The organism is Flavobacterium sp. PMTSA4 (assembly GCF_032098525.1).
GTDB lineage: Bacteria > Bacteroidota > Bacteroidia > Flavobacteriales > Flavobacteriaceae > Flavobacterium > Flavobacterium capsici.
In genome coordinates, this window is the sequence record NZ_CP134890.1 from 1,439,061 (window position 1) to 1,464,468 (window position 25,408).

Here is a 25,408-nt window from a genome sequence, read left to right on the forward strand (position 1 = left end):
TCCAAATGATTAATTTTAGTTTTAACTTTATTTGTTTTGATTTACAACAAAATAGCCGTAACTTTGTGGTTCATTCTTATTGGAATTTTTTCAATTAAAATTCTTTTTTTAATCTGATGATGAATATGGAAGTACAACAAATGATGGAAATTCACGACAACGCTTTCGCAAGACAATTTGAAACTAATTTAAATGGAAATTTAATAACTGTAGAGTATTCATTTCAAGAGCGAAAAATCTTTTTAACCCGAATTAATTTGCCAGATGACTTTGATAACGAAGAATATGTAGATGAATTAATTAAAAACATTTTAGAAATTGCAGAGGAAAGAAAACTAAAAGTTGTTCCTATTTATCCAAGAATAACAAAGTTTTTTAGAAAATATAAAGCCTATAAAGATTTACTTCCGCCGGGAATAAGAATCTAATTAACATTAAAAAACCATTTCAAGATACGAAATGGTTTTTTTTATTCTTAGGATTGATTTACTTTTATCAAATGAATAGAGAAGAATTAATAGCAACAATCCTTTTGTTTTTTGAAGATGTAAATAAATATTATGGTTCCAAAACCGAAATTACCGAAGGAATTGTAACAGACATACATCATATTGACGCCAATTTAACTACTTGGAATTTATCTGAATTTACATTAGTTCGCTCTGCATATCGTCATACTGGAAATAAATTCATGCTTGAAGGCAAAGGTTTATACTATGAAATGGCTGCCGAAAAAATTATTAGTCTAAATCAATTGGGTAGAAATAATTTTGAATTTATTGAACAATACAGCGAAGGAGTTTATAGAATCACTAAATTGAAGTTTCAGTATAAATACTAACTACGCCTCAACATTCAAAAACTCCAAACGAACACTTCCATCTTCATCAATTCTGGTTAGATTAATTTCATGTAAAGTATTTGCCAATTCTGGATTCCAAGGTGTTTTTACTTTTACATAATTTTCAGTAAATCCATGAATGTATCCTTCTTTATTTTCGCTTTCAAACAAAACGGTTCTATTGGTTCCTATTTGACTTTCGTAAAATGCTCTGCGTTTTTTTACCGATAAACCTCTAAGCATTTTGCTGCGTTTGTTTCTCACATTCATCGGAACAACATCTGTCATCAATGCTGCTTCGGTATTATCTCTTTCAGAATACGTAAAAACATGTAAATAAGAAATATCTAATTCGTTTAAAAAATTATACGTTTCTAAGAAATGCTCATCGGTTTCACCAGGAAAACCAACAATCACATCAACTCCAATACAAGCATGAGGCATTACTTCACGAATTTTTGAAACTCTATCCACATACAATTCCTTCATATAACGACGTTTCATTTTTTTCAAAATATCGTTACTTCCCGATTGTAAAGGAATGTGAAAATGAGGCACAAAAGCTCTTGATTTAGATACTAGTTCTATGGTTTCATTTTTCAAAAGATTAGGTTCGATAGAAGAAATTCTTAAACGTTCAATTCCTTCTACTTTGTCTAATTCGGTTACTAAATCTAAGAAAGTATGTTCGTGTTTTTTATTTCCGAATTCGCCTTTTCCATAATCGCCAATATTAACTCCAGTCAAGACAATTTCTTTAATTCCTTTAACCGAAATCTCTTTGGCATTTTTTAAAACACCTTCCATCGTATCACTTCGAGAAATTCCTCGAGCCAATGGAATGGTACAATACGTACATTTATAATCACATCCATCTTGAACTTTCAAAAAAGCGCGTGTTCTATCGCCAAATGAGTAACTACCAACATAAAAATCGGCTTCTTCAATTTCACACGAATGCACTTCACCCATATCATTTTTGGACAAATCATTGATGTAATCTGTAATTTTGAATTTTTCGGTTGCACCAAGAACCAAATCAACACCATCAACTGCGGCTAATTCTTCTGGTTTTAATTGAGCATAACAACCAACAGCAGCAACAAAAGCTTTATCATTAACTTTCATTGCTTTTTTTACAATTTGTTTGAACTGTTTATCTGCATTTTCGGTTACTGAACATGTATTTATTACATAAATATCAGCTACTTCTTCAAAGTCGACTCTATCGAATCCTTCGTTTTGAAAATTTCTCGCAATAGTTGAAGTTTCAGAGAAATTTAATTTGCATCCTAAAGTGTAAAATGCTACCTTTTTTTTGTTTTCCATAAGCTTGCTCAATTGATGAAATCGTTGTCAAAAAATTGAGATTGCAAATTTACATACAATTAGTTAATAAAAAAAGCCACAATTACTTTTGCAATTATGGCTTAATAATTTTAGAAAATTATATTATTCTTTTCTCCATTTTTTTGTTTCTTCAAAGACATGTTCTAAAATTCGAGCATCTTGTTCAGTAAATTCAACATGACGACGTGACATTACTACTTTAGCCACTTCAAACGCTTTTTTGGTTAAATAAGTTGTAAAACCAGAACTTCCACCCCAAGAAAAACTTGGCACAAAGTTACGTGGAAATCCAGAACCGAAAATGTTTGCTGAAACACCAACAACAGTTCCGGTATTAAACATAGTATTGATTCCGCATTTTGAATGATCGCCCATCATTAAACCACAAAATTGCAAACCAGTTTTTGCAAAACCTTCTGTTTCATAACTCCAAAGGCGAACTTCTTCATAATTATTCTTTAAATTTGAATTATTAGAATCGGCACCAATATTACACCATTCGCCTAAAACAGCATTTCCTAAAAATCCATCATGACCTTTGTTAGAATATCCAAACATAACGGAATTATTTACTTCACCACCAACACGACAATGTGGACCAATGGTTGTAGCTCCATAAATTTTAGTTGCTAGCTTAACTTGTGCTTCTTCACACAATGCAAATGGACCGCGAATGACTGAACCTTCCATAATTTCTGCATTTTTTCCAATGTATATTGGTCCAGTTGAAGCATTTAAAGTCACAAACTCCATCTTTGCACCTTCTTCAATAAAAATATTTTCTGGCGCAATTACATTAACTGTTTTTGGTATTGGTTGTGACTTTCTATCTTCTGTTAATAATTCAAAATCTTCACGAATTGCAGCATCATTTTTCGCGAAAATATCCCAAGTATTTTGAACTGTTAGACATTCATCATCAAATTCAAGAATTTCATAGGAATCAAAATCAACTTCTTCTTGAGCATCATTTGTATAAAAAGCAATAACCTCATCACCTTTAAATATGGCTTGGTTCTTTTCTAAATTGATTACCATTTCAGATAAAACCTCATTAGGTAAAAAAGAAGCATTAATCATGATATTGTCTTCCATCTCAACCATTGGAAATTTTTCAGACAAATATTCTTCAGTCAATGTTGTTGTTGTATAACCCAAATATTTTTCCCATTTTTCTCGAATAGTTAAAATTCCAATTCGAATATCAGCAACAGGACGAGTAAAAGTAAAAGGAAGTAATGTATTGCGAACTGTCCCGTCAAAAAGTATATAGTTCATTTCGGTTTGAGTTATAAGTTTAGAGCCAAAGTTACGAAAGATTGTTGCATAAAAAAACCATTCAATAACTGAATGGTCTTTCTAAAATTTGAACACTGAAAACTCTTATTTAGCGTGTTTAGCGTATTTTGTTTTAAATTTATCAATACGTCCTGCAGTATCGATAAGTTTAGATTTACCTGTGTAAAAAGGATGAGATGTTCTTGAAATCTCCATTTTAAAAACTGGATATTCAACACCTTCGTGCATAATAGTTTCTTTAGTTTCTACTGTTGATTTTGTAATAAATACATCTTCGTTACTCATGTCTTTGAAAGCTACTAATCTGTAATTTTCTGGGTGAATTCCTTTTTTCATTTTGTAAATCTTTTTATTTTTTGAAGTAGTTTGTCTTGATGCTTTCTTATTGTGAAAGGTATCAACTCGCTACAGCTTTTGTTATTACTATTTTTAAATAAGTGTGCAAATTTACAACTATTTTTCAAATATCAAGTATAACTGTAACTTTTTTTAAATAAATGTTACTTAGTAATAGTAATAACGGAATTACTATATTTGTTAAAATTAATTAAAACCAATAAAATTATGAACGCTATCTTTAAAAAAAATGCAATTAATTTTGGATTAATTTCTGGATTAATTGGAATTACAGTAACTACTTTAATGTATTTAGTTGATTTAAAATTATTTGTCAACATGTGGATTGGATTTGGAATGCTTGCTGTATGGATTATAATTGGAGTATTATTACTTTCAAAATCTAAAAGAGAAAATCAAGGAAGTATGACTTTTAAAGAAGCTTTTACTACTTACTTTCTTTCTGCAGTAATTGGAATTTTAATATCTACAGCTTTTAACATATTTTTATTTAACTTTTTTGATACTGAAGCTAGAGAAGTTGTAACACAACATATGTTAGATATGCAAGTTGGTATGATGGAGAAATTCAACACGCCACAAGAGCAAATAAATGAAGCCATAACTAAAATTAAAGAAAGCTCACAATTTTCTGTAAAAGGTCAATTATTTGGAATTATGCAAGCAATGGTTGGGGCAATAATTTTTGGATTAATTTTGGCTGCATTTTTCAAATCAAAAAATAAAGAAGTTTATTAATGAATCTATCCATAGTTATTCCTCTATTAAACGAACAGGAATCATTACCCGAACTACATCAATGGATTGTCAAAGTAATGACAACTCACAATTATTCTTATGAAATTCTTTTCATAGATGATGGAAGCACTGATGATTCTTGGAACATAATTGATGGATTATCCAAAGAAAATCCAAATGTAAAGGGAATTCGTTTTTTAAGAAACTATGGAAAATCTCAAGCATTACATGCTGGTTTTGCCCGAGCAAATGGTGATGTAATCATTACTATGGATGCTGATTTACAAGATAGTCCAGATGAAATTCCAGATTTATATAATATGGTAATAAATCAAGATTATGATTTAGTTTCTGGTTGGAAAAAGAAACGATACGATTCTGTTGTATCAAAAAATTTACCTTCAAAATTATTCAATTGGGCAGCCAGAAAAACATCTGATGTTCAATTGAATGATTTTAATTGTGGCTTGAAAGCTTACAAAAACATAGTTATAAAAAACATAGAAGTATCTGGTGAAATGCACCGATACATTCCTGTTTTAGCAAAAAATGCTGGTTTTGGAAAAATTGGCGAAAAAGTTGTTCAGCACCAAGCAAGAAAATATGGTGAATCAAAATTTGGAATGAGCCGATTTATCAATGGATTTCTAGATTTAATAACCATTTGGTTTTTATCGCGTTATGGAAAAAGACCAATGCATCTTTTTGGCGCATTTGGAGTATTAATGTTTCTGATAGGTTTTATTTCTACAGCATTAATTATTATATTTAAGTTGGTAAAATTGTACTCGGGTTATCAAACAATATTAGTAACCAATAATCCATTATTCTATATTGCGTTAACGACCATGATTATTGGAACCCAATTGTTTTTAGCTGGATTTCTTGGAGAAATTATTCTAAGAACAAAAAGCAACGAAGAACGTTATAAAATTTCTAAAGAAGTTTAAAAATACATTTAAAAAATATAAAATGCATATCGAACAATCCATTTTAGACAAAGTCAACGAATGGCTAACACCAACTTTTGACAATAAAACACAAGAATCAATTAAAGAAATGATGACTTCTTCTCCAAAAGATTTGGAAGAGAGTTTCTATAAAAATCTTGAATTTGGAACTGGTGGAATGCGAGGAATTATGGGAGTTGGAACCAATCGTATTAATAAATATACTTTAGGGAAAAATACGCAAGGACTTTCAGATTATTTGAAAAAATCTTTTCCAAATGAAAATTTAAAAGTTGTTATTGCTTACGATTGTCGTCATAATAGTGATACTTTGGCAAAAGTGGTTGCCGATGTTTTTTCGGCAAACGGAATTAAAGTTTATCTTTTTTCTGAAATGCGTCCGACACCAGAATTGTCTTTTGCTTTAAAATATTTGAATTGTCATGCCGGAATTGTTTTAACCGCTTCTCATAATCCGCCAGAATACAACGGCTATAAAGTGTATTGGCAAGATGGCGGACAATTAGTTCCACCACAAGATGCTGAAATCATTCAAGTTATTGAAAATTTAAAATACAGCGAAATAAAATTCGATTCAGACGAGAACTTGATTGAATATATAGATTTAGCAGTTGACGAAGCTTTTGCAGTATCAACAGTTGAAAATGCAAGTTTCAACACTTCGGCTGAAGCTAGAAAAAATTTAAAAATCTGTTATACATCATTACATGGAACATCTATTAAAATGGTTCCAAAAGTTTTAGAAAAAGCAGGTTATTCAGATGTAAATATTGTTCCTGAACAAGCTATTCCAGATGGAAATTTTCCAACAGTTGTATCTCCAAATCCGGAAGAACCAGAAGCTTTAACGATGGCTTTGGCTTTAGCAGATAAAATTAATGCTGATATTGTTTTTGGAACTGATCCTGATAGCGACCGATTAGGTGTTGCTGTTAGAAACGATGAAGGAAAAATGATTTTACTTAATGGAAATCAAACCATGGTAGTAATGACACATTTTTTATTAGAACAATGGCAAAAATCTGGAAAAATTGATGGGAAACAGTTCATTGGTTCAACCATTGTTTCTACTCCTATGATGTTGGAATTAGCTTCGGCTTACGACGTAGAATGTAAAGTTGGATTAACTGGTTTTAAATGGATAGCTAAATTCATCAAAGATTTTCCTGAATTAAAATTTATTGGCGGTGGCGAAGAAAGTTTTGGATACATGGTTGGTGATGCTGTTCGAGATAAAGATGCTGTAGGCGCAATATTATTAATGTGTGAAATTGCAGCTCAAGCTAAAGAAAAAGGAAATTCAGTATATAATTATTTACAACAAATGTATGTTGATTTCGGATTCTATAAAGAACATCTAATTTCATTAACTAAAAAAGGAATCGAAGGCGCCAATTTAATCAAGCAAATGATGATTGATCTAAGAGAAAATCCTCTTTCAGAAATCAATGGTCAACGTGTGGTTTGTGTGGAAGATTATCAATCGTCAGAAGGAAAAGATTTCATGAATAACATTACTTTTGATTTGACTGTTCCAAAATCTGATGTGCTAATTTATTATTTAGAAGATGGAAGCAAAATTTGTGCTCGACCAAGCGGAACGGAACCTAAAATTAAGTTCTACTTTAGTATAAACACAGAAATTAATTCTGTTGAAGAAATAAAGTCAGCAGAAACTTTATTGAATTCAAAAATTGAAAATATAATAGCAGAAATGCAACTAAACTAATGGATGAAAATCTCAAAAAAATAATTCCTTTTGCCTTAAAGTTTAAAAGTCACATTATTTGGAATGTAATTTATAATGTGCTTTATGCATTATTTGCAACCTTATCATTTGTTGCTTTATTTCCTTTAATGGAAGTACTTTTCAAGATGAATGAAGCAGTTACAAAGCTTCCTGTTTATTCAGGAATTGATAAAATTGGCGAATATGGAAAACAATATTTACAATATTACATCACTAAACTTTCTAATGAAAACGGTCCGCAATATGCTTTGTTGCTTACTGTTGCATTAGTTATCAGCACATTTTTATTTAAAAATCTTTTCAATTATTTAGCCTCACAACATTTAATGAAAATTAAAAATGGTGTGCTAAAAGATTTGAGAGATAAAATGTTTGCAAAAATCATTGAATTACCTGTTTCTTATTATTCTGAAAAAAGAAAAGGTGACGTAATGGCAAGAATGCTTGGAGATGTAAATGAAGTAAAAAATTCTTTCTTTTTAATTTTAGAATTAATTGTAAAAGAACCACTTACTATAATTTTTGCTATCATAGCAATGTTAAAAATTAGTCTTGAGTTGACACTTTTTGTATTTATTTTTATACCTATTTCTGGATTTGTAATATCCAAAATAGGCAAAAGTTTAAAAGCAAAATCCACCAAAGCGCAACAAGAAAACGGTTATTTAATTTCTGTTGTAGAAGAAACTTTAAGTGGATTAAAAGTGGTGAAAAGCTATAATGCCGAAAACTATTTTAAATCTTTGTTCAACAATTCTATAACACGATTATTAAAACTTGACAACAGCATTGGTAAAAAAAATAATTTAGCTTCGCCAATGAGTGAATTCATGGGAATTGTTGTTATTGCAATCCTACTTTGGTATGGTGGAAATTTAGTTTTAGTTGATAAAACATTAAACGGAGCATTATTTATTGTTTATTTAGGCTTAGCATACAACATATTAACTCCAGCAAAAGCAATTTCAAAAGCATCATATCAAGTTAAAAATGGTTTGGCAGCTGCCGAACGTGTTTTTGAAGTTTTGGAAGTCGAAAATGTTATTACTGACAATCCTAATGCATTAAAAAAAGAATCATTCACAGATAAAATTGTTTTAGAAAACATAAACTTCCGATATGAAGATGAAAATGTTTTGAAGAATTTTTCATTAGAAGTTCCAAAAGGTAAAACGGTTGCTTTGGTAGGTCAATCTGGTTCAGGAAAAAGTACAATTGCAAATCTATTGACGCGTTTTTATGATGTTAATGAAGGTAAAATTTCTATTGATGGAATTGACATTAAAGAGATTGAAATGAAGTCATTACGCGATTTGATGGGATTAGTTACTCAGGATTCTATTCTTTTTAACGATACTATCAAAGCAAATATTTCATTAGGAAAACCAGATGCAACCGATGAAGAAATCATCAATGCCTTGAAAATTGCCAATGCCTATGAATTTGTAAAAGATTTACCTGAAGGAATTAACACCAATGTTGGTGATAGCGGGAACAAACTTTCTGGTGGTCAAAAACAGCGCTTATCAATTGCTCGTGCTGTTTTGAAAAATCCACCTATTATGATTTTGGATGAAGCAACTTCGGCTTTAGATACAGAAAGCGAAAGATTGGTTCAAATAGCTTTAGAAAACATGATGCAAAACAGAACTTCAGTTGTAATTGCTCATAGACTTTCAACCATTCAGAAAGCAGATGTGATTGTTGTAATGCAAAAAGGAGAAATCGTAGAACAAGGTTCGCACGAAGAACTTTTAGCTAAAAATGGAATGTATTCGAAGTTAGTTTCGATGCAAAGTTTTGATTAAAAGCTTATTCTGCAGGATTATAAGTTTCAACTTTCCATTCTTTGTCTAACAAATTAACTTTAGAATAGTAAATTTTATCGCTACTATCCATTTCGCCATTTTTATTAGTATCTTCAGCTGTTCTGAAATAAATTGAACTGTTAGCTTCTAAGTATTTCCAGTCTATCAGTTCTTGAAAATCGGTACTTAATTTGGTAAAGTTTTTACCATCAATAGAACTGATATATAGTGATTTTATATCGCTTTCATCAAGTTTAGCATCTTTATTAGTATCCATATCTTCTAAAACATAAACCAACAATTGTTGCTTATTTTTAGTAGCATGATCTTTCAAATAGGTTGCAGATTGGATAATTACTGGCTTATCAGTTAAAGCATAAATAGTGTCTTTCCCTATTTCTTTGAACTTTATGTTATTTAAATATCCAGTAATTTCATATTCTCCATAATTTGAAACCGTATAACTCACGGAATTATTTCTAGAGCTAGAACCATAATTCATGCGTTTTGAAAAATTCAAATCTCCAATTGGAAACAACAAATAGTTTGTTCCATCCATATGAATTGGTAAATCAGCAACTAAAACTTTTGTAGTATCAACAACCACTGCAGATGTTGTTTTTTGGGTAGTTTCATAAATTACTTTTGGCTTTTCTTCTTCTTTTTTGCAACTTGAAAAAAATGCAATTGAAACAAGCAAAATATATAAAGTGTAATTTTTCATTTTGAATAATTTATACCAAAAATAATGATTTATTTCTACAATCTAGCAGACAATTTGATATTGAAAACACGTGTAGTCATATAATTTGGAATTCCATATTGGTTTTTAGTATATACATCGCGAACCCAAGTATTAGTAATCGCATTTTGATTGTTGAATAAATTGAAGATTTCAAAACCAACTGACAAATCTTTGAATTTTTTCAACCAATGTCCATCAGGTCTTTCATTGTTTCTTTCTGTCAACACATATGAAAAACCAACATCTGCACGACGATAATCGCGAAGACGCAACTGATAATCATATGGATTAGCATAAGAAGGCGAACCGCCAGGCAAACCTGTATTATAAACCAAATTTAGATACAATTTCATGTTTGGAAGATTTGGCATGTAATCTTGAAATAATACTCCAAATTTTAATCTTTGGTCTGTTGGACGTGCAATGTATCCTTTGTCATTCAGGTTTTCCTCTGTTCGCATATAACCAAAACTTAACCAAGATTCTGTTCCAGGAACAAATTCTCCATTCAAACGCATATCCAATCCATAAGCATATGCAACTGCATCATTATCTGCTCGGTATCGGATTCTAACATTTTCTAATGTATACGTATTTACGTCAGTCATCGATTTATAATAAGCTTCTGTCACTAACTTAAACGGACGATTATACATTTGAAATTTAAAATCATTACTTAAAACATAATGTATTGATTTTTGTGCTTTTACATTAGGTCGAACCATACCAAGCGAATCTCTTAACTCACGATAAAATGGTGGTTGATAATAATAACCTAGCGATAATCGGAACAACATATTTTTTTTCCAATCTGGTTTTAAAGAAAATTGTGCTCTCGGACTGAAAACAGTTTGATTTTTTCCATCAGCGATATTTTTTCCTGTTACTTGCCAATTATGTGCACGAACTCCAAAATTTAAGGTATAGTCAGCTGAACCAATCTGATCTTTAAAACTCCATTGTGCATAACCCGAAATTCTATTGATATCAACAAAATTTGTAGCTCGAATATTTTGATATGGTACCAATGGTCCAGTATATGGATTATACGGTTGGTCGTTTGGAATATCAATAATTGGTGGATTTATAGAAAATCCTGCTGAATCAATTACTTCCCATTCTACTACTCTATCTCGAAAATTTTCTCTGGTGTATTTAATTCCCCAATCGATAAAATGTTTTTTGTTGCTTAAAACATGTGACCCTTTTACTTCAGCATTAACAATCAAAGCATCTAAATCGTTTCGAGCATGGTTTAATTGAGTTCCAATACCACGATTAAAAGTTACTTCGCCTAAAGTTTCTGAACCAATATTTGTATCAACTTCGCCTAAAAAATATTGTGCATAAATATCAAAATATTCTTGTTCTTGTGTATGATAAATAGAACTTATAAACTTGAACGCATTGTTTTTATCCAATTCATAAACCGTTTTAAAAGCACCAAAAAGAGTTTGATATTGGTCATTTTCCTGACCTTCGTAAAAAACTTGTAACGCTATTGGTTCATCAATTGTTCCAAAATTAGTTTGACGCGTTAATGGTTGATAATTGTACTTATTTTTGGATGCATTTCCTAAAAAACTAAACGACCATTTTTCATTTGGTTTGAAATTGACTATTGACTGCACATCAATAAATGTTGGTCTAAAGTTGGTTTGAGTTTCCTGACTATTCACCAAAAGTGAGTTATCTCGATAACGAATTCCTATTATATTTGACCATTTTTTATTTTTTGAAATAAAATCGGCGGTTAAACTTCCTCCAAGAAAACTAGCTTCGGCTGCTAATGCAAATTTCTTTGGCGTTCGATAAGTAATATCTAAAACTGAAGACATTTTATCACCATATTTTGCTTGGAAACCACCAGCAGAAAAATCAACGTTCTGAACCATTTCGGTATTGGTGAAACTTAAACCTTCTTGTTGACCAGAACGAATTAAAAAAGGACGATAGACTTCAATTTCATTGACATACACCAAATTTTCATCATAATTTCCTCCACGAACAGCATATTGTGTACTTAGTTCACTATTAGAATTTACACCAGGTAAAGACTTTAAAACACTTTCAATTCCTGCATTTGCGCTAGGATTTAAACGAATTGATTCGGGAGAAATTATTGTAATACCTTCTACTCTTCTTTTATCGTTTGTTATGATAACTTCATTCAGTTGATCTGATTTATCATTCATCATTACATTAAACTCAAATTCTTCATTAGTTTTTAATTGAATAGAAGCCGTGATACTTTTTAAAGAAACATGAGTAAATATTAAAATGACTTTTTGGTTGGCTGGAACAGATATTTCATAAAACCCGTTTTTATCAGTAATAGAAGATTTTGATTGGTAACTTACATTGACATTTTCAACAGGTTTGTTGTTTTCATCCAAAACAATTCCAGCAACTTTTGCAGTTGCATTTTGAGAAAAAACAGAGAAACTATTTAGAATTATAAAAAGCGAGAAGATTAAAAATTTTGTTTTCAATTGATTACATTAAGGTTTTTGACTTCGGTAAAATTGTGTTTCAAATATAGTAGAATTTCCAACATTATCGGTAACAATTACTTTTAAATCATTTTTCCCTTCGGCTACAATTCCGTCGTCAAAACAATGTCTTAATCGTTTCAATTTACTTTCATATTCAAATAATATCCAATTTCCGTTTAGATAACCTTCATAAGTTTTTATACCTGATAAATCATCTGAAATCGTCAAATCAATATTTTTTTGATTGGAAATCCATTTTCCTTCAATACTTTTTACAATAGAAATTTTTGGAGAAATAGTATCTTTCATCAATTTGTATTGACCTAAAGTTTTTGAATAAATAGAGAACGTATTTTTATACCTTTTTGTTGTGTAATGAATGTATTTTTTTCCATCAAAATACCCAATAAACATTTTTTCTCTGTCTTTTTCTGATGAAATTGTATCTTCAATTCTTAAATTGAAACTATTTTGAACGGCAACAATGTCTTGATGTAAAAAGATTGTTCCGTTTTTAACTTCAAAATTCATTGGAAAATCTTCATAAAAAGCATTCTCAGGAAAAGTTACAGTTACATTTTCAAGAGAAAAAATATTTTCACGATTGGCTTTCACAAAATATTTTGATGTTTTTGGAGATTCTGTAAATTTTATTGGCAAAGAAGAGTAATTTATGGGAACACAAATTTTTAGAATATTACCTTGAAAATCGGAAACTTCAATTTTATATGACTTATTTTCATTTTGATTGACATTAATTACACCAAAATTTTCATCAGACTTAATAATACTTAACGGATATGGATTTACAGCAAAAAGTTTTTGAATTCTTATTCTTTCTGTTTTATACATTTTATAATCAATCAAAGCATTTACATATTTGCTTTCATCAAATGCAAAAGTGTCAAATTGATAACCAAAACTGAGTTTTCCATTTAACGATGCTTCAATTTTATAAGCACCATTTGTATTCCAAGAAACATTATCATAATCTTGAACAACGACGCCAAAACCAATTCTTCCCGTTGCATTAATTTTTTCAACAACATAATCACCGTTTGGCAATTGATCGTATGTTAAAAGCAAAGTTCTTTTTGTTTGATTGATAATTGAATTTTCATCAATTGGATAGGCATACAAACCCATTATGAAAGGCTTTTTTGTATCGGTAATAACAGAATCAAATCCAAAATATAATGGATTTATTATTTTTTCAGATTTTGTATCTCTAATTTCAAAATGCAAATGTGGACCATCTGATCCTCCAGTATTTCCAGACAAAGCAATTACTTCACCTTGCTTTACAATCAATTCTGATGGTAATGGAAAAACTTCTATTTCATAAGATTTTGCCTTGTATTGTTCTTTTTTTATAAACTCTTCAATTTTACCAAAACCCGATTGCAAATGCCCATAAACAGTTGTAAAACCATTTGGATGAGTAATATAAATTGCTTTTCCATAACCGCCATGAGTAATTTTTATTCTGGAAATATATCCATCTGCTGAAGCAAAAACCAGTAAACCTTCTTTTTTTTGAGTTTTCAAATCAAACCCAGCATGAAAATGATTCGGACGAAGTTCTCCAAAGTTTCCAGATAATTGCAATGGAATATCAAGTGGTGCTTTAAAATAATCTTTTGGATAATTATTCTGAGCGATCAATGAGGTTTGCAGCAATAATAAAGTAAGAAAAAATTTCATAACTTAATATTTTAGCTAAAATAATAAAAAGTACGTAAAAATTTACATCAAGATCATATTTTTATAACTAATTAAATAATAAGCAATTAATTAATTCAAAATAAAAAGTAATAAAAAATATTGCATTACTAAAATAGAATACTAACTTTGTGAAATAAGAAATGGATTCTATCATTTAATGAGTGAAATAGCCGAAATATTTGGTTCTGTTGAAATTAGAATAGAAAAACTGTTAAAGAAATTAAATAGTTTGGAAAATGATTTAGCACAACACAAAGAAGAATTAAACAAAGCTGAAACTATCATTAATAATCAAAAAAGTGAAATTGACGCCTTAAAAAAGGAATGCGAATCACTCAAAATGGCAAATTCATTACTTGGCAGTGAAGAAAACAAAAGAGATACAAAGCTTAAAATAAATTCATTAATAAGAGAAATTGATTACTGCATAGCACAGCTATCCGATTAAATATGAGTGAAAAGCTTAAAATAAAAATATCAATTGCTGACCGAGTTTATCCGCTAACAGTGGAAACATCGCAAGAAGAAGGACTGAGAAGTGCTTCTAAAAAAATTGATTTAATGATTAAGCAATTCGAGGAAAACTATGCCGTAAGAGATAAACAAGATGTTTTGGCCATGTGCGCTTTACAGTTTGCTTCTCAAGTAGAACAAAAACAACTGGATAAGACGATTGACGGAACTGAAACTCTTGAAAAATTGAAAAAAATTAATGATTTATTAAAAGATTTTGCTTAAAATAAAAAAACACGTTCTTACACATAACATTAAAACACTGCCTACATTAGATTTTATTTGGTAAACTCAACACTAACAAATTAGAATGAGCAAATCATCGCTACTAAAGCATGCCTCTTTTATCGGGGAAACTTGAACAGTGAGTTAGCTCAAAACTTGTCTTTACGAGTTTATTCATTCACCTAATGTAGGCTTTTTTTATATCTAAACTATAACAAAAAAAATGGAAATTACATTTATTATACTCGCCGCAATTATTGGTATTGCTTCTGGATTTGGAATTGCAAAATTCCTTGAAAAGAGCAATGTTTCTAATCTTATTAAAAATGCAAAAAAAGAAGCAAGTTCAATTTTAAAAGAAGCAAATCAAGAAGCTGAAAGCATAAAAAAAGATAAGCTTCTGCAAGCAAAAGAAAAGTTTCTTGAATTAAAATCTGAGCACGAAAAAGAGATTTTAAACAAAGACAAAAAAATTGCTGAAGTAGAAAAAAGAATACGCGACAAAGAATCACAAGTTTCAAGTGAATTGGCAAAAGCTAAAAAAGTAAATGATGACTTTGAAACAAAAACCAAAGAATACGAAAGCAAAATTGAATTACTTGATAAAAAGCATCAAGAACTAGAAAAACTTCATAAAAGTCAAGTAGAGCAATTAGAAGTCATATCTGGTCTTTCTGCTGACGATGCAAGAGAACAATTAGTAGAAAGCTTAAAAGCTGAAGCTAAAACTAAAGCAATGGCGCATATTCAAGATACTATTGAAGAAGCTAAACTGACTGCGCAACAAGAAGCCAAAAAAGTAATTATCAACACCATTCAACGTGTTGGAACTGAAGAAGCTGTCGAAAATTGTGTGTCAGTATTCAATATTGAATCTGATGATGTAAAAGGAAGAATTATTGGTCGCGAAGGAAGAAATATTCGTGCACTTGAAGCTGCAACTGGAGTAGAAATTATTGTTGACGATACGCCGGAAGCAATTATTTTATCATGTTTTGATCCTGTTAGAAGAGAAATTGCTCGTTTATCATTACATAAATTGGTTACAGACGGAAGAATTCACCCAGCGAGAATTGAAGAAGTTGTAGCAAAAACAACTAAGCAAATTGATGAAGAAATAGCTGAAGTTGGTAAAAGAACCGTTATTGATTTGGGTATTCACGGTTTACATCCAGAATTGATTAAAGTAGTGGGAAGAATGAAATTCCGTTCTTCTTATGGTCAAAACTTGTTACAACACTCGAGAGAAGTTGCAAAACTTTGTGGAATTATGGCTGCTGAACTTGGCTTAAATGTCAAACTAGCTAAACGTGCTGGTTTACTTCACGATATTGGAAAAGTTCCTGATACAGAAAGCGATTTACCACACGCATTATTAGGAATGCAATGGGCTGAAAAATATGGAGAAAAAGAAGAAGTATGCAACGCAATTGGAGCACACCATGATGAAATTGAAATGAAATATTTGATTTCTCCGATTATTCAGGTTTGTGATGCTATTTCTGGAGCGAGACCTGGAGCGAGACGTCAAGTTTTAGATTCATACATACAACGTTTAAAAGATTTAGAAGATATTGCCTTTGGATTCAATGGTGTGAAAAATGCTTATGCAATTCAAGCAGGAAGAGAATTGAGAGTTATTGTTGAAAGTGAAAAAGTATCTGATGAAATGGCTTCAAGTCTGTCATTTGAAATTTCACAAAAAATACAAACTGAAATGACTTATCCTGGACAAGTAAAAATTACTGTTATTCGTGAAACTAGAGCAGTAAATATTGCGAAATAAAATAAATAATTAATACAAAAAAAGGGATTTCTTGTGATTAGAAATCCCTTTTTTTAATTAGAAAACATTGCTTTTAAATCTTCGGAAGTCATAGGTTTCAAATAATAATCTTTTACCTCATCTTGAAAAGTTTTAGCTTTATTTAAATCGGATTTGTTATCTGAAGAACTCACAATATAAATTATAACATCTTTATTTAGTTTACTTTTCAGGACTTTGAATTCTTCTAAAAATTGCCATCCATCTAAAACTGGCATATTAATATCCAACAATATTAAATCTGGAAGATTTTCACCTTGAATTATCTTTTTCTTTAAACCATTAATAGCCAATAATCCATTTTCAAAAAAATCAGGTCTGACATTTATATTATTGTTCTCTAAAAGTTTTTTGATAATAAAATGAAAAACCTTATCATCGTCAACTACATAAATATCGTTAAACTTCATTATTAAAATAGATTTTAAAAGTTGTTCCTTGATTTGCTTTACTCATAACTTCAACGCTTCCGCCCATTGATTCAATTTGATTTTTTGTGATAAAAAGACCTATTCCTCGTGCGTTTTCATTATTATGAAACGTTTTATACATTCCAAATAATTTTTCTCCATATTTATTTAAATCTATCCCTAAACCATTATCCTGAATCTCAAGTATAGTTGAACCATTTTGGTTATAATGACTATAATTTATTTCAGGAATTCGATCTGGATGCGCATATTTTATAGCGTTAGTTGTAAAATTAAGTAAAATACTTTCAAGGTATGATGGGTTAAAAGAAATATAACATTCACTTGGTATTTTCTTAAATATTTTAACTTTATTTTTATTAATATCTTCGCTCAATATGTCTAAAACTTTATTTAAATATTCATCTAAATTTAAATTTTCCTTTTTGTGAACCATATTTGTATTAACATCAACTAATTCTTTTAAATGTTCAATAGTTTGACTTAATGCGTTAGAAGAAGTACGTAGATAACCAAAAACTTCTTTTAAAACACATTCGTCTTCCTCATCTTCAACCAAATCCAAAAGCATCTTAAAATTACTGGTGTGTGAGTTTAAATTATGAGAAACTATATGCGCAAAATTGAGCAACCTTGAATTTTGTTCACCTATAATTTCTAAACTTTTTAAAAGTTTTTTCTCTTCTTCTTTTTGATGTGTAATATCGATATCTGTACCAATTATTCGCAAAGGATTTCCATTTTCATCTCTTTTAATAATCTTTCCACGACTTAAAATCCACTTATACTTTCCTGATTTGGTTAGCATTCGTTTCGCATTTTCATAAAATGGTGTTTTGTTTTCTAAATGAAGTTGAAACTGAGATTTATATTCTTCAATATCATCAGGATGAATACGTTCATCCCATTTTAAATGTGTAGAAATTATATCTTGTTCCTCCAATTCTAGCATTTTCATTGATTGAGAAGAATAAAATACTTTGTCGGTAACCATATCGATATCCCAAACTCCATTAGACGATGCTTCCATGGCAAATTGAAAACGTTCTTCTGAAATTTTTAGTTCAATTTCACGTTGTTTCTCTTCAGTAATATCAGATAATCTTCCATATAAAGAAACAAACTGAAAGCTATCAATTTCAACGTTAGCAACAGCTTTGAACCATCGAAGTCCTTTTGTTGGCAAAATGGCCCTAAATTCATGAGTCCAAATAGTTGTTTCGTTAGGAATGTTTTTTATTGAATTTAATAAGTCAACAAAGTCGTTTTCAAGAATACGTTGACTTAAATCAAAATTTCTTAATTCATCTCTGGATAATTCAAAATATTGAATTACTGCTTTATTTAAAAAAGGTGAACTCAAATCACCATTTGGTGACAACGAAAGTTGAAATAATAAATCTGGTATTTTTGAAACTAGTTTTTTAAAAAACAAACCAGAAATATCCTTGGTTTTTTCTTCATAAGGTTTTCGTAACATAATTTCATAGTATGGTTAAGTTTATCTTATAAATTTCAAATTTCACTCTTTGGGAAAGTAAAATTCGTACCAAATATATAAAAAATATCGATTAACTACACTTTTCTCGGATGAAATGCATAAATTGTTTTTTTCAAATGACTTCTATCTAAATGAACATAAATTTCTGTAGTAGTGATTGATTCGTGTCCTAACATCATTTGAATTGAACGTAAATCAGCACCATTTTCGAGCAAATGTGTTGCAAATGAATGCCTTAGAGTGTGTGGTGAAATGTTTTTTTGAAGATTAATTTTAAGAGCTAATTCTTTTATGATTGTAAAAATCATTGCTCTTGTAAGTTGATTTCCTCTTCTGTTTAAAAATAAAGTATCTTCAAATTTTTTGTTAATTTGCAAATGGTTTCTTATATTATTTTTATAAGAGTTAATAAATTTTTGAGTCAATGGAGCAATTGGAACAAATCTTTGCTTGTTTCCTTTACCTGTTATTTTGATAAATCCTTCCTCAAAAAACAAATCAGAAATCTTCAAATTTATTAATTCAGAAACACGAAGACCACAACTATAAAGTGTTTCTATAATGGCTTTATTTCTCTCACCTTCTGGCTTAGATAAATCGATTGCTTTTATCAAATTATCAATATCCTGAATGGATAATGTATCGGGTAACTTTCTACCTAATCTAGGCGATTCAATCAACTCTAAAGGATTGTCTTTTCTATAATCTTCAAAAATTAAATAATTAAAAAAACTTTTTAAACCTGAAATAATTCTTGCTTGAGAACGAGCATTTACAACTTTTGAAATGGAATATATAAATTGTTGAATAGTTTCGTCACTAATACTTATTGGGGAAACATTGATAGAATTTGTTTCTAAATACAATAACAGTTTTTCTAAATCAAAAGTGTAATTATCAATAGTGTTTTTTGATAATCCACGTTCAATTTTAAGATAGTTTTGAAAACTTTTGATGTAACTGTTCCAACTCATTTGACAAAGAAACAAAATGATAAGCAATAAAAAAACCTCTCAGAAATGAGAGGTTTTACTAATTATAATAGATTTTATTAAAATCTATATCCTAATCCAATTAAAAAATGACTAACTTTAACATCACCTGTTAAACCTAAAGAATATCTTGGGTCAACGAAAAGATTTTCAGTGATATCATAAGAAGCTCCTAAATCTAAATTAAATCTTGTTTTATCATTATCTTCTGAATCCATACTATAGAATAAAGATGGACCAGCTAATAAATTGAATTTTTCAGCAACATTGTATTTTGCTAAAACAGGAATACTGATATAATTAAAATCAACTCCCTCTTTTGAAGCTGCATGATAATTAACCCCTGGTTGCAAAGCAAATTTGTCAGCTATTCCAAATTCTACAAAACCTCCAACATAGAAACCTGTAGCAGATACACTACCTGCACCATCATACTTAGCAGAAAGCAAGTCAAGACCAGCTTTTGCTCCATACTTTAAATCTTGTGCGCTAGCAACACCAAAAGCGAAAACAGCAGCAATTGTTAAAATGATTTTTTTCATGTTTGTTATAATTTTAAAATTTATAAACACAAATTTATAAGATTAGTTTAATAAGAATAATAACTCACTTTGCAGTTATTAACAAGGTTATTAACAAATAATACCAACAAAAAAACCTCTCATTTCTGAGAGGTTTTAAAAAAATTTACTTTAGATTATAATTTGTAAATTAAACCAAAGTTAATAGTTGACATATCAAGACCTAAGCTAAAACCTGAAGTTTTGTCAGCTCCGTTACCTCCATTATCATTTGAAGAATAACCTAAACCACCCCAAGTAGATGTTAAAGCAAAACTATCTGAAAGGAAGTAGTTTAAACCAACTGGTACATTAACACCTATTTCTTTAAACGTTGCATCTCCCGCTCCATTATCAACTTTAGTTGACATATAAGAAATGTTACCTCCAATAGAAAGAGAAAATTTGCTTGCTGGAGTCCAGAAATATTTAACACCTGCAGCAATACCAAAACCTGTAGTTTTTAATTCATTACCTGCGCCGTCGTCATCTTTACCAGAATTGAACATTAATTGACCTTCTAAAGCTAAATTTTCAGATAAAAAATAACCAAGTCCTGGAGCCAAAGTAAAACCATCTACTTTTGCATCACCTGTTTTTTCAGAACCAAAAGCAGCAGTACCTGTTAAGTACAAATCTCCTTTAGCAAATCCTTCTGAACTTTCTTTTGAATCTTGAGCGTTTGCAAATGAAATTGCAAATACCGCTGCCATAGTTAAAATAATTTTTTTCATGTTTGTTTAATTTTAAAATTAATATAAACAAAGTTATAAGTTTACTTTATTGAGAATAATAGCAGTTTTTGTAGTTGTTAACAAGGTTATTAACAATTGTGTTTTTATATCTTGTTGAAAATGTATTATTTATCATGTAGACAACTCTAAATTAACAATTCCCTTATTTTTAGAAAACACAACGATTTGGAGTCAAAAATCCAATTTTAACCTTTAATTATGATTTACAATCACAATAAAATTGTCTATGAGACGTTAATTAAAGAACATAAATAATACTATATGAAAAAATCAATCTTATTATTAGCAGTAGTGTTTAGCTTTGGAAGCATGAACGCTCAAATGTTTCAGTTCGGTTTAAAAGCTGGTGCCAATTTTTCAAATCTAGAAGGAAATGATATTAGTGGTTCTACCTATACCAGTTTTCATTTTGGTGCTGTAGTTGAACTCAAGTTATTAGAAAACTTATCGCTTCAACCTGAATTACTCTATTCATCACAAGGAACAAAAATTGATGAGGCAGGATTTAAAGACATTAATTATAACTATTTTACGGTTCCGGTTTTGGCAAAGTTTTATTTAATTAGCAAAAAATTAAGTCTAGAAGTTGGACCACAGTTTTCATTCTTAGTTAATGAAAGCGTTTCGGATCAATTTGAAGGTGAAACGTTTGATTTTGCTCTTGCTGGCGGTTTAGGTTATAATATTACTGAACACTTTTTTGTTCAAGGCAGATATGTTCTTGGATTGACTGAAGCTAATAAAGATGCCGAAGTTACCAATAGAGTTATACAATTTTCTGTTGGTTACAAATTTTAGCCCCATACTTTTATATACTTTAATTTAAAAACCGTTGTCAATATGATAGCGGTTTTTTACTTTTACTAAAAATACTCACAATGAAGATAATTATTATCAATGGTCCCAACTTGAATTTATTAGGAAAAAGAGAACCTGAAATTTATGGAAACAAAACTTTTGATGATTTTTATCAAGAACTGAAATTAAAGTATAACACATTTGATTTAGACTATTATCAAAGTAATATTGAAGGCGAACTGATTGATAAACTTCAAGAAGTAGGTTTTAGTTATGACGGAATTATATTGAATGCTGCTGCTTATACTCATACTTCTGTTGGTATTGCTGATGCAGTGAAAGCAATTACAACACCTGTGATTGAAGTACATATTTCAAATACTTTTGCTCGTGAAGAGTTTAGACATCATTCGTTTTTATCTCCAAATGTTAAAGGAATAATAATTGGTTTTGGAATGAAAAGTTATGAATTAGCTTTACAATCGTTTATCTAAATAATCAAAGCCATATGAAATTAAAATTTACGCTATTACTTTTCTTTTTTTCGTTAGTTATTCATTCTCAAATAAAAGGTGTTGTTAAAGACGTTGATGGAAAACCATTGCCTTTTGTAAACATATTTGAAGAAAACACATATAATTCAACAACTACTAATGATTTAGGAAGATTTGAACTAAATATTAAAACTCCGGGAAAGCATGTAATTCTATTCCAATATTTAGGTTACAAAACTTCAAAGCAAGTTGTTGAAATTTCAAATATGCCAATTGATTTAGAAGTTACCTTATTTGAAGAAAACATTACACTAAATGAGGTTATTATTGACAAAGGAATTAATCCTGCTGACGAAATCATTAGAAATGCTATAAAAAATAAAAAGATAAACACCGAAAAAGCATCAAGATATACTGCTGATTTTTATTCAAGAGGAATTTTTAGAGTTAAAAATTTGCCTAAAAAAATATTAGGTCAAAAATTAGATTTCTTTGATGAAGTGATAGATTCAACTCGTAGTGGAATTTTGTATTTATCAGAAACTGTCTCAAAAGTAACGTTTCAAAAACCAGACAAATTGAAAGAAGTAATTATTGCTTCAAAAGTCAGTGGAAATGATAATGGTTTTAGTTTTAACAACGCAGCTTCAGCCAACTTTGATTTTTATGACAACTATTTAGAATTTGACACCAATGTAGTATCGCCAATTGCAGATAATGCCTTCAATTATTATAAATATACTTTTGAAGGTTCATTTTTTACCGAGAACAGACAACAAATTAATAAAATAAAAGTACTTCCAAAAAGAGCTACAGAACCTGTAATGTCTGGATACATTTATATTGTTGATGATTCGTATGCAATTTATGCTGTTGATGTAACATTTACTGGAAAGCAAATTCAAAATCCTGCATTGAATACTTTGACTCTAAAGCAAAGTTTTAGTTATAACAACAACACTAAAATTTGGACAAAAAACACTCAAACCTTAGATTTTGATGCTGGAATGCTTGGTGTAAATATATCGGGAAGATTTACTTATGTGTTTTCTAATTTTGAGTTTCCTGAAAAATTTGAGAAAAAAACTTTTACTGCCGAAGTTTTGCGTTTTGAAGAAAATGCAAACAAAAAAGAAGATTCTTTTTGGAATACGATTAGACCAGTTCCTTTAACCGAAGAAGAAATTACAGATTACACTAAAAAAGATGCTTTACAAGAAAAAAAGAAATCGCAAGTGTATTTAGATTCTATTGATGATAAGAGAAATAAGTTTCATTTTATGGATGTTTTAAATGGATATACTTATTCAAATTCATTCAAAAAATGGAGAATAACGTATGATGGACCAATTATGAATACCTCATTTAACACAATTCAAGGTTGGAATACAAGTGTTGGTTTATCGTTCTTTAAAAGAAATGAAGATAAAAATACGTATTATCAATTTGGTTCAAATGTTGCCTATGGTTTTTCAGATGAAGCTTTTAGACCAACTGCTTATTTTTCTGCTAAACTAAACAATAAATCGAAGTCGTATTTATCTATTTATGGCGGAAACATTGCTACACAATTTAATAGAGAAGAACCAATTTCTAAATTGGTAAATACAGTTAGCACGCTTTTCTTCAAAAACAATTTCATGAAATTATATGAGAAAAATTATATTGCTGCTAATTTTTCAAGAGAAGTTTTTAATGGGTTGAATATGAGTTTAGGTTTGGAATATTCCGAGCGAAAACCTCTGTATAACACAACCGATTATACCGTAATTAAATCGGATGATTTATATACTTCAAACAATCCTTTATTGCCATTTGATTTTTCTATTCCAGCTTTAGAAAAACATAATTTAGCAAAACTAACTGTTGGTGCGAGAATAAAATTTGGACAACAGTACATTACTCGTCCTGACGGAAAATACAACATTAGCAACGATAAATATCCAACACTTTCTTTAGGCTACGAAAAAGGTTTCTCTGGAAATGAAAGTCAATACAATTTTGATAAAATTGCCGCCAGAGTTACTCAAAACTTAATATTAGGTAACAAAGGCGAACTTTCGATTAATATTAAAGGTGGAAAGTTTTTTAATGCCGATGGAATTTCGTTTGTAGATTATAAACATTTTAACGGAAATCAAACGCATTTTAATCGCGGTGATATGACAAATTCATTCAATTTATTGCCTTATTATTCGTCAAGTACTAATGATAGCTATTTTGAAACTCATTTAGAGCATAATGATAAAGGATATATCATGAACAAAATTCCTTTGCTAAACAAACTCCAATCAAAATTAATGCTTGGCTTTAAAAATCTAGCCATTCCGGAGCGAAATCCATATCAGGAATTTTCAGTTGGTTTTAGTAATCTAGGTTTTGGTAAATTCAGAATTTTTAGAATTGATTACATTCGCGCCTATCAAAGCGGTTATCAAGGTGATGGTGTTATGTTTGGCTTAAGTTTTTAAGCAAAGAAAACATCATAACCAAATCGTAGTAATGCCAAAATAACTACTGCTAAAAAGAAAATTCTAATAAATGAATTTCCTTTTTTGATGGCTAATTTTGATCCTAAAAAACCACCCAAAGCATTGCAAAAAGCCATTGGAATGGCGATTGCCCAAATTATTTTTCCTTTAGAAACAAATAAACATATCGAACCAAAATTAGTGGCAAGGTTTACCATTTTGGCATTTGCAGAAGCATGAAGAAAATCGAAGCCTAAAACAGAAACAAAAGCTAACACTAAGAAACTACCGGTTCCTGGACCAATAAATCCATCATAAAAACCAACAAGCATGCTTATCAATAAAGCAAAAAACAACTGTTTATTAGCTGATAAATTTTTATGCCTGAATTGTCCAAAATCTTTCTTTCTGAACGTGTAAATTGCCAATCCTACTAAAATTAACAGCAACAAAGGCTTCATGAAATCATTGCTTACAATAGTTAGTAAATTTGAGCCTAAATAAGCAAAGCAAAACGATACAATTGCCATTAATAAAAGTAATCGCCAATTTATATCAACTCTTTTTAAATATTGGTAAGTTGCAAAACTAGTTCCGCTAAAAGCAGGAATTTTTAAACTACCAATTACATTAGCTACAGAAAGATTTGGAAGCATAATCATTGTTACTGGAGTTTGAATTAATCCGCCGCCGCCAACAATTGCATCAACAAAACCAGAGAAAAAAGAAGCAATACAAAGAATGACAATTATGTAAGTTTCCAT

General features: G+C 29.9%; 24 protein-coding genes and 1 other RNA gene. 13 read left to right on the plus strand and 12 right to left on the minus strand.

The window, feature by feature from the left end:
* Nucleotides 1–125 precede the first annotated feature (125 nt).
* Complete coding sequence (locus RN605_RS06650; RefSeq protein WP_313323453.1) at nt 126–428, plus strand: GNAT family N-acetyltransferase; 303 nt, start codon at nt 126–128, stop codon at nt 426–428.
* Between the two features lie 71 nt (nt 429–499).
* Nucleotides 500–841 (plus strand): hypothetical protein, encoded by a 342-nt coding sequence (locus RN605_RS06655; RefSeq protein WP_313323455.1) that lies wholly within the window; start codon nt 500–502, stop codon nt 839–841.
* Here the strand turns inward: RN605_RS06655 and mtaB are convergent, their stop codons facing one another.
* The 3 genes from mtaB to RN605_RS06670 all read right to left on the minus strand — a co-directional run bounded on the left by mtaB (nt 842) and on the right by RN605_RS06670 (nt 3,826).
* Nucleotides 842–2,170 (minus strand): tRNA (N(6)-L-threonylcarbamoyladenosine(37)-C(2))-methylthiotransferase MtaB, encoded by a 1,329-nt coding sequence (gene mtaB, locus RN605_RS06660; protein ID WP_313323457.1) that lies wholly within the window; start codon nt 2,168–2,170, stop codon nt 842–844.
* A gap of 123 nt (nt 2,171–2,293) precedes the next feature.
* Nucleotides 2,294–3,469 carry a GlmU family protein gene (locus RN605_RS06665; protein WP_313323459.1) on the minus strand — a complete coding sequence of 392 codons (1,176 nt, stop codon included), beginning with the start codon at nt 3,467–3,469 and terminating at the stop codon, nt 2,294–2,296.
* A gap of 105 nt (nt 3,470–3,574) precedes the next feature.
* On the minus strand, nt 3,575–3,826 hold the full coding sequence (locus tag RN605_RS06670; RefSeq protein WP_313323461.1) for a type B 50S ribosomal protein L31: 252 nt from the start codon (nt 3,824–3,826) through the stop codon (nt 3,575–3,577).
* A 228-nt stretch (nt 3,827–4,054) separates the two neighbouring features.
* On the opposite strand from RN605_RS06670, the gene RN605_RS06675 reads away from it, so the two are divergent.
* Genes RN605_RS06675 through RN605_RS06690 form a run of 4 tightly spaced genes read left to right on the plus strand, consistent with a single transcriptional unit; the run spans nt 4,055 to nt 9,114 of the window.
* Complete coding sequence (locus tag RN605_RS06675) at nt 4,055–4,585, plus strand: DUF4199 domain-containing protein (RefSeq protein WP_313323463.1); 531 nt, start codon at nt 4,055–4,057, stop codon at nt 4,583–4,585.
* Complete coding sequence (locus RN605_RS06680) at nt 4,585–5,535, plus strand: glycosyltransferase family 2 protein (RefSeq protein WP_313323465.1); 951 nt, start codon at nt 4,585–4,587, stop codon at nt 5,533–5,535. Before RN605_RS06675 ends, RN605_RS06680 begins: the two co-directional genes overlap by 1 nt.
* A gap of 22 nt (nt 5,536–5,557) precedes the next feature.
* Nucleotides 5,558–7,285, plus strand: a complete 1,728-nt coding sequence (locus RN605_RS06685; RefSeq protein WP_313323467.1) for a phospho-sugar mutase — start codon at nt 5,558–5,560, stop codon at nt 7,283–7,285.
* The gene (locus RN605_RS06690; RefSeq protein WP_313323468.1) at nt 7,285–9,114 is read left to right on the plus strand and encodes an ABC transporter ATP-binding protein; all 1,830 of its coding nucleotides are present in this window, start codon (nt 7,285–7,287) and stop codon (nt 9,112–9,114) included. Before RN605_RS06685 ends, RN605_RS06690 begins: the two co-directional genes overlap by 1 nt.
* Nucleotides 9,115–9,118: 4 nt before the next feature.
* Here the strand turns inward: RN605_RS06690 and RN605_RS06695 are convergent, their stop codons facing one another.
* From RN605_RS06695 to RN605_RS06705, 3 genes are read right to left on the minus strand one after another with little or no spacing between them, the layout of a single operon-like run.
* Complete coding sequence (locus tag RN605_RS06695) at nt 9,119–9,838, minus strand: hypothetical protein (protein WP_313323470.1); 720 nt, start codon at nt 9,836–9,838, stop codon at nt 9,119–9,121.
* Nucleotides 9,839–9,873: 35 nt separating this feature from the next.
* Nucleotides 9,874–12,351, minus strand: a complete 2,478-nt coding sequence (locus tag RN605_RS06700; RefSeq protein ID WP_313323472.1) for a TonB-dependent receptor — start codon at nt 12,349–12,351, stop codon at nt 9,874–9,876.
* Between the two features lie 9 nt (nt 12,352–12,360).
* Complete coding sequence (locus RN605_RS06705) at nt 12,361–14,058, minus strand: M23 family metallopeptidase (RefSeq protein ID WP_313323474.1); 1,698 nt, start codon at nt 14,056–14,058, stop codon at nt 12,361–12,363.
* Nucleotides 14,059–14,236: 178 nt separating this feature from the next.
* Here RN605_RS06705 and RN605_RS06710 point away from each other — a divergent pair, with 178 nt between their 5' ends.
* The 4 genes from RN605_RS06710 to rny all read left to right on the plus strand — a co-directional run bounded on the left by RN605_RS06710 (nt 14,237) and on the right by rny (nt 16,603).
* Nucleotides 14,237–14,527: a hypothetical protein gene (locus RN605_RS06710; protein WP_313323477.1), complete on the plus strand. Its 291-nt coding sequence runs from the start codon at nt 14,237–14,239 to the stop codon at nt 14,525–14,527.
* A 2-nt stretch (nt 14,528–14,529) separates the two neighbouring features.
* Nucleotides 14,530–14,817 carry a cell division protein ZapA gene (locus RN605_RS06715; RefSeq protein ID WP_313323479.1) on the plus strand — a complete coding sequence of 96 codons (288 nt, stop codon included), beginning with the start codon at nt 14,530–14,532 and terminating at the stop codon, nt 14,815–14,817.
* A 64-nt stretch (nt 14,818–14,881) separates the two neighbouring features.
* Nucleotides 14,882–14,989, plus strand: a non-coding RNA gene (gene ssrS, locus RN605_RS06720) — 6S RNA.
* A 51-nt stretch (nt 14,990–15,040) separates the two neighbouring features.
* A complete protein-coding gene (rny, locus tag RN605_RS06725) occupies nt 15,041–16,603 on the plus strand; it encodes a ribonuclease Y (RefSeq protein ID WP_313323480.1) in 1,563 nt (520 codons plus the stop codon).
* A 53-nt stretch (nt 16,604–16,656) separates the two neighbouring features.
* On the opposite strand, the gene RN605_RS06730 is transcribed toward rny, so the two are convergent.
* The 5 genes from RN605_RS06730 to RN605_RS06750 form a co-directional block, all read right to left on the minus strand.
* Entirely contained in the window at nt 16,657–17,052 is a 396-nt protein-coding gene (locus RN605_RS06730; protein WP_313323482.1) for a response regulator, read from the minus strand.
* On the minus strand, nt 17,042–18,553 hold the full coding sequence (locus tag RN605_RS06735; RefSeq protein WP_313323484.1) for a sensor histidine kinase: 1,512 nt from the start codon (nt 18,551–18,553) through the stop codon (nt 17,042–17,044). Before RN605_RS06735 ends, RN605_RS06730 begins: the two co-directional genes overlap by 11 nt.
* A gap of 95 nt (nt 18,554–18,648) precedes the next feature.
* A complete protein-coding gene (xerD, locus tag RN605_RS06740) occupies nt 18,649–19,548 on the minus strand; it encodes a site-specific tyrosine recombinase XerD (protein ID WP_313323486.1) in 900 nt (299 codons plus the stop codon).
* A 77-nt stretch (nt 19,549–19,625) separates the two neighbouring features.
* Nucleotides 19,626–20,108 carry a porin family protein gene (locus RN605_RS06745; protein WP_313323488.1) on the minus strand — a complete coding sequence of 161 codons (483 nt, stop codon included), beginning with the start codon at nt 20,106–20,108 and terminating at the stop codon, nt 19,626–19,628.
* Between the two features lie 155 nt (nt 20,109–20,263).
* Nucleotides 20,264–20,860, minus strand: a complete 597-nt coding sequence (locus RN605_RS06750; protein WP_313323489.1) for an outer membrane beta-barrel protein — start codon at nt 20,858–20,860, stop codon at nt 20,264–20,266.
* Nucleotides 20,861–21,142: 282 nt separating this feature from the next.
* Between RN605_RS06750 and RN605_RS06755 the strand changes: the two genes are divergently transcribed.
* The 3 genes from RN605_RS06755 to RN605_RS06765 all read left to right on the plus strand — a co-directional run bounded on the left by RN605_RS06755 (nt 21,143) and on the right by RN605_RS06765 (nt 24,644).
* The gene (locus tag RN605_RS06755) at nt 21,143–21,679 is read left to right on the plus strand and encodes a porin family protein (protein ID WP_313323491.1); all 537 of its coding nucleotides are present in this window, start codon (nt 21,143–21,145) and stop codon (nt 21,677–21,679) included.
* 80 nt (nt 21,680–21,759) lie between these two features.
* Nucleotides 21,760–22,173, plus strand: coding sequence for a type II 3-dehydroquinate dehydratase (aroQ, locus tag RN605_RS06760; protein ID WP_313323493.1), 414 nt, complete (start codon nt 21,760–21,762; stop codon nt 22,171–22,173).
* Between the two features lie 14 nt (nt 22,174–22,187).
* Nucleotides 22,188–24,644 (plus strand): DUF5686 and carboxypeptidase regulatory-like domain-containing protein, encoded by a 2,457-nt coding sequence (locus RN605_RS06765; protein WP_313323495.1) that lies wholly within the window; start codon nt 22,188–22,190, stop codon nt 24,642–24,644.
* On the opposite strand, the gene RN605_RS06770 is transcribed toward RN605_RS06765, so the two are convergent.
* Nucleotides 24,641–25,408 carry a sulfite exporter TauE/SafE family protein gene (locus RN605_RS06770; RefSeq protein ID WP_313323497.1) on the minus strand — a complete coding sequence of 256 codons (768 nt, stop codon included), beginning with the start codon at nt 25,406–25,408 and terminating at the stop codon, nt 24,641–24,643. The two genes, RN605_RS06765 and RN605_RS06770, sit on opposite strands and share 4 nt — an antisense overlap.